The sequence below is a fragment of the Thermus sp. genome (assembly GCF_040290245.1).
Classification (GTDB): domain Bacteria; phylum Deinococcota; class Deinococci; order Deinococcales; family Thermaceae; genus Thermus_A.
Genome location: NZ_PSMQ01000083.1, coordinates 1 through 5,455 on the forward strand (window position 1 = coordinate 1; position 5,455 = coordinate 5,455).

Here is a 5,455-nt window from a genome sequence, read left to right on the forward strand (position 1 = left end):
CCGGGGGGAGGTCCACCTCCCCCGCCATGAGCTTGGCCAGAAAGGCCAGGATGTCCCGCTCCACGATGGTGCCATCCGGGCCTGTCCCCTGGAGCTTACGCCAGTCTATGCCGTTTTCCTCGGCAAGCCGCCGGGCAAGGGGCGTGATCTTGGGTTCCTCCATCTTGGGCTTATCATAGCAAGGTGGGCGAGCGTTTGGCCGAAATTCCCCCTCGGGGGTGTAGACGGTTGAAAAATCGCCAATCCCGCTTGGCAGGGCCCTTCAGATGGCCTGGCTCATTTGCTCGCCCTTCGCTTTGCGAAGCCGGCACGCCACCCGGATTGACGCAGGGAAGAGGGCCAGGCCGCGGAGGACAAGGGGGCTCTGGAGCGCATGCGCAGGGTTTCCTCCCGGTGTTCCCTTCGGGAAGCAGCATAGGGGCAAAAGGAATCGGGCTGGGCGCAATCCTTTTTTTGACCCTTTTGGCCTCGGCCCTCTCGGTGTTCGCTTCGCGAAGCAGCTCGGTGTTTGCTTCGCAAAGCAACTCCCCCCAGGGAAGGCTCCAGGGGCCCTCCAGCGTCCTTAAGGTGGTGGATGGAGACACCCTAGAGCTCTTAGGGGTGGGCACCGTTCGCCTGATCGGGATAGACGCTCCGGAGAGCTCCTACAACCGCCGTACCTCGGGGCCCGAAGAGGTGCGCTTGGGCCAAGCGGCGAAGGCCTTCCTCTCCAGGCTCGTCCTTGGGAAGCAGGTCTGGCTCGAGCTGGACACCCAGGAGCGGGACCGCTACCGCCGGCTTTTGGCCTATGTCTACCTGGAAAGCCCGAAGGGGGACTGGAGTTCCGGGGGCAGAAGGTTCCTCCAGGTCAACCTCGAGATGGTCCGGGCCGGGTGGGCGGAGGTCTACACGGTTCCACCCAACGTACGGTACGCAACGCTTTTCCTCGAGGCCCAGCGCCAGGCCCGATCAAAGGGCCTGGGGGTCTGGGGGCGCGCCGCCACGGGTACGGAAAAAGGCCGGTGCGACCCCGCCTATCCCGAGGTCTGCATCCCCCCACCCCCTCCGGACCTGGACTGCAAGGACATCCCCCACCGCAACTTCCGCGTGCTCCCCCCCGACCCCCACCGGTTCGACCGGGACCGGGATGGGGTGGGGTGTGAGGGAGGCGCGGTTCAACCTGCTCCTGCTCGTCCAGGGGCCGCGGAAGGAGAGGGGGTTTTCCAGGAAAGCCACCGGGGGGTCTAAGACGCCCCCGCCGTGGTCTTTCCCGCGGCGGGGGGGTGGGGACGGGTTATTTTTCCTCCTCGAGGCCCAGGCTTGCCAGGAGGTCCCCGTAGAGGTCGCCCAGCTTCACCGTGGCCGTGGCGGTGGGCACCGCGGAGGCGTCGTATAGGTTGTACTCGGCCACCGCCCCGTACTCGTAGGTCCGTTCAGAGGTGCGGCCCGCCTTGCGCTTCTCCCGGGTCTTGCCCTTAGCCCGGCGGGGGCGCTCCTCCTTCTCCTCCTTTGGCCTGGGGGCGGGGGGCGGGAGGAGGCGCTTGCGGGAGAGGGAGATGCGCTGCTCCACCGGGTCGATGTTCAGGACCACCACCTCCATCTCCTCCCCCCTCTGGAAGAGGGCGGCCGGGTTTTCCACCCGGGCGTAGTCCAGCTCGCTTACGTGGACCAGACCCTCCATGCCGGGCTCGATCTCCACGAAAACCCCGAACTCGGTCACCCCGGTGACCTTCCCCTTGACCACGCTCCCGGGAGGGTACTTTTCCACCAGGGCCTGCCAGGGGTCGGGCTGGGTCTGCTTCAGGCCCAAGGAGAGGCGGCGCTCCTGCGGATCCAGGCGCAAGACCACAGCCTCCACCTCTTCCCCTTCCTTCAGGACCTCGGAGGGGTGGCGGGGGCGCTTGGTCCAGGACAGCTCGGAGACGTGGATAAGGCCCTCGAGGCCAGGCTCCACCTCTATGAAGGCCCCGAAGGGGGTGAGGCCCACCACCTTGCCCCGGACCCGGCTGCCCACGGGGTACTTCTCCTCTACGGTGGTCCAGGGGTCGGGGATGAGGGCCTTGATGGAGAGGTTGATCCGCTCCTTCTCAGGGTCCACGGAGAGGACCTTGGCCCGCACCTTCTGGCCCTTGCGAATGACCTCTTTGGGATGGTTGAACCGGCCCCAGGTGATCTCGGAGCGGTGGACCAGGCCGTCCACCGGGCCCAGGTTGACGAAGGCCCCGAACTCGGTGACGTCCACCACCACCCCCTCCACCTCCTGGCCAGGCTCGAGGGATTTCAAAAAGGCTTCCTTGGCCCTCTTCTGCTCCTCTTCCAGAATGGCCCGACGGGAAAGGATGATGCGCTGCTTTTTCCGGTGGACCTCGATGATCTTAGCCAGGACCTGCTGCCCCAGGTAGGGGTCCAGGTTAGGGGTGCGCCTCAGGTCCACCTGGCTTGCGGGCATAAAGGCTTCCAAGCCCATAAGGTCCGCGACCAGACCGCCCTTGACCTTTTCCTTGATGGTGACGGTGACCGGCTCCCCCTTCTCGTAGAGGGCCTGGACCTGGTCCCAGACCTCCGCGGCCTCCACCTTCTTGCGGGAGAGGATAATCTGGCCGTTTTCCATATCGGCCTTGAGGACCTGGACCCGGACCTGATCCCCGGGCTTGAGAAGAGCCTTGAGCTCCTCTTCTGTAAGGGCCCTTTCCGTCAACTGGTTGAAGGGGATCATGCCCTCTACCTTCGCGCCGATGTCCACCGCCACGCCTTCGCTCCCCACAAAGACCACTTTGCCGGTGAGGATCTGGCCGGGCCGGAGGGTCTTTTCCAACCGGCCGCCCGTGGCCTCGAGGGCCTCCTCCATGCTGAACTGGGTCTGGGTCGCCTGTTCCTTCTGCTCCGAAGCCGCCATCCGCCTGTTTCCTCCTGTCGCCTTGCCGCCTGCCTGGGGGCACGAAAGGGCTTGGGGTGCTTCGCGGTCAGCCACGTAGGGGCTACGTTCCAGCAAACACCGGGAGGAAGCCCTCCCTTCCCTTGGCTATCGCGCGGCCCCCCAGGGCATACCCTCCCTTTATACCACGGCCAAGGGCGTTTGCCTAGTCCTTGGCCAGGTCGTTGAACCGGACGTGCTGGGCGTGGAACTGCAGCTCCACCACGCCCGTGGGCCCGTTTCTCTGCTTCCCGACGATGACCTCCGCGATCCCCGCCTTCTCCGAGTGGGGGTTATAGTACTCATCCCGGTAGATGAACATGACCAGGTCCGCGTCCTGCTCCAGGCTTCCCGACTCCCTCAGGTCCGAGAGCATGGGCCTTTTGTTGGGCCTGGCCTCCACCGCCCGGGAGAGCTGGGATAGGGCCAAAACGGGAACGGAAAGCTCCCGTGCCAGGCCCTTTAGGCCCCTCGAGATGGCGGCGATCTCCTGCTGGCGGTTCTCCCCGTTTTTGGAAGGGCTGGAGATGAGCTGGAGGTAGTCCACCACCAAGAGCCCGATCTCCTCCCGGGCCTTAAGCCGCCTGGCCCGGGCGCGAAGCTCCATCAGGGTGAGGTCGGGGGAGTCGTCGATGAAGATGGGGGCTTCGGAGAGCCGGCCCGCCACGTCCACTAGACGGGAGAAGTCCCGGTCGGTCAGGGCCCCTTGCCGGACCCGGTTCATGTCGATGCGGGCCTCCGAGCAGAGCATCCTGAGGACCAGCTGGCCCGCGGGCATCTCCAGGGAGTAGATGGCCACCGGTATGCGGTCCTTTAAGGCCGCGTGCTGGGCGATGGTGAGGGCGAAGGCGGTCTTGCCCATGGCGGGGCGGGCGGCCAGGATGTTCAAGGAGCCGGGCAGAAGGCCCCCGATCAGCTGGTCTAGCTCCTTAAAGCCGGTGCGGACCCCGCTTGTCTCCCCTTTGTTTTGGAAGAGGTCCTCGATGTGTTCAAAGGTTTCGTGGACAAGCTCCCTCAAGGGGCGGCCCTCGGGCGTGGTCTTGGCCAGGGCCACCTCCAGCACCTTCCGCCCCGCCTGGTCCAGGATCTCGTCCAGGCTCCCCGCCTCCTCGTAGGCCAGGCGCATGGCCTCCCCCGCCGCCTGGATGAGCCGCCTTAAGGCCCATTTCTCCGCTACGATCCGGGCGTAGTGCTCCGCGTAAAGGGCGGTGGGCGTGGACTCCTGGAGGGCCACCAGGTAGCTTAGCCCCCCCACCGCCTCGAGCTCGCCCCGGCGGGCGAGCTCCTCGCTTAAGGTGACCAGGTCCACGGGAAGGTGGCGCGCCCGTATGGCCTGCATGGCCGCGAAGATCTTGCGATGGGCCTCGTGGTAGAAGGCCTCCGGGGTGGGGAGAAGCCCTTCCAGTCCGTCCAGGATCTCCGAATCCAAAAGAATCGACCCCAGAACGCTCTGCTCCGCCTCGAGGCTATGGGGGGGAATACGGCCCGCCGGTTCCATAAGCCCAGATAGTCTACGCCCTCCTTCCCCGGCCAAGGAAGCCCCCTCCCCACAAGGGAAGGGTTGGGCGGTTAAGGCCTTTCTCAGGGGGAAGGGCTAGACTGGGATCACCCACCGGGGTGGCCCGGTGGCTCGAGGGATGAAGGGGGTTTGGGGGTTGCTCCTCCTGGGGCTGGTCGCCTGCCGGGCCCAGACCCTCCCGCCCCCCTTTGACCTTCTGGAAAAGGGGGCCTACCGGGAGGTGGCGGCGCAGGAGGGGTTTGCCGCCTTGTGGGCGGGGGCCCGGCTTTTGGAGGACCGCCTCCCGCTAACGGAGCGGGCGGAGTACGCCCTCCGCTGGGCGGAGTTTTTGGAAAAGGCCCGCCCCTTTGAGCCGGGGTACGACCGGAAGGCGGCCTGGCGGGCGGCGGCCCGCCTTCTGGACCAGGCGGGGGATTCCCGGGCGCTTTCCGCCTACACCCGGCTTCTGCCCGAAGACGAGGCGGTCCAGGGGGTTCTCCGCTGGGACAGGGGGAACTCCCTTTGGGAAAGGCTTTTCCAAGGCCAGGCTTATGAGGCGCTCCTTAGGGTCCTTCCGGAGGGGGAACGGCCAGACCTGAGGGCCCAGGCCCTTTTCCGCCTCCGGCGCTACCGGGAGGCCCTACCCTTCTACCAGGCCTGGGCCCGGAAGGAGGCCAGGGGGTTTCTGGGCCTGGGCTGGACCCTTTTTTTCTTGGGGCGGAAGGAGGAGGCCCTGGAGGCCTTCGCCCGCTACCCCCATCCGGAGGGGCTCTATGCCCAAGGCGTTGTCCTGGAGGGCCAGGGGCGGCTTTTAGAGGCGGTCTCCGCCTACCTTCGCTCCACTTCGGAGGGGCTTCTGAGGGCCGGACGGATCCTCGAGGCCCTGGGCCAGAAGGAGGAGGCGGCCCGGGTTTATCTTCTCCTGGGGGAGACGGAAGCCCCTTTTGCGGACGACGCCCTCCTTTGGGCCTACCGGCTGGGGAAAGGGGAGGCCTTGGAAAGGCTTAGAAGGCGGGGTTCCGGCCTCCTTTTGCTTCTGGGGGAGACCCCTCCGCCCCCCCCTC

At 66.3% G+C, this 5,455-nt stretch carries 4 protein-coding genes and 1 pseudogene; 2 read left to right on the top strand and 3 right to left on the bottom strand.

Going from position 1 to position 5,455, the window contains the following annotated elements; genetic code table 11:
• On the bottom strand, window positions 1-163 hold a 163-nt coding region (locus C4301_RS09110), incomplete at its 3' end, for an E3 binding domain-containing protein (RefSeq protein WP_352414772.1).
• A gap of 290 nt (window positions 164-453) precedes the next feature.
• On the opposite strand from C4301_RS09110, the gene C4301_RS09115 reads away from it, so the two are divergent.
• Window positions 454-1,227 (top strand): thermonuclease family protein, encoded by a 774-nt coding sequence (locus C4301_RS09115; RefSeq protein WP_352414769.1) that lies wholly within the window; start codon window positions 454-456, stop codon window positions 1,225-1,227.
• Between the two features lie 46 nt (window positions 1,228-1,273).
• Here the strand turns inward: C4301_RS09115 and C4301_RS09120 are convergent, their stop codons facing one another.
• Together C4301_RS09120 and dnaB are read right to left on the bottom strand one after the other, a co-directional pair.
• Window positions 1,274-2,875 carry a 30S ribosomal protein S1 gene (locus C4301_RS09120; RefSeq protein ID WP_352414770.1) on the bottom strand — a complete coding sequence of 534 codons (1,602 nt, stop codon included), beginning with the start codon at window positions 2,873-2,875 and terminating at the stop codon, window positions 1,274-1,276.
• Window positions 2,876-3,059: 184 nt separating this feature from the next.
• Window positions 3,060-4,391 carry a replicative DNA helicase gene (gene dnaB / locus C4301_RS09125; RefSeq protein WP_352414771.1) on the bottom strand — a complete coding sequence of 444 codons (1,332 nt, stop codon included), beginning with the start codon at window positions 4,389-4,391 and terminating at the stop codon, window positions 3,060-3,062.
• A 139-nt stretch (window positions 4,392-4,530) separates the two neighbouring features.
• On the opposite strand from dnaB, the pseudogene C4301_RS09130 reads away from it, so the two are divergent.
• Window positions 4,531-5,455 (top strand): annotated as a pseudogene (locus C4301_RS09130) (transglycosylase SLT domain-containing protein); the annotation flags it as partial.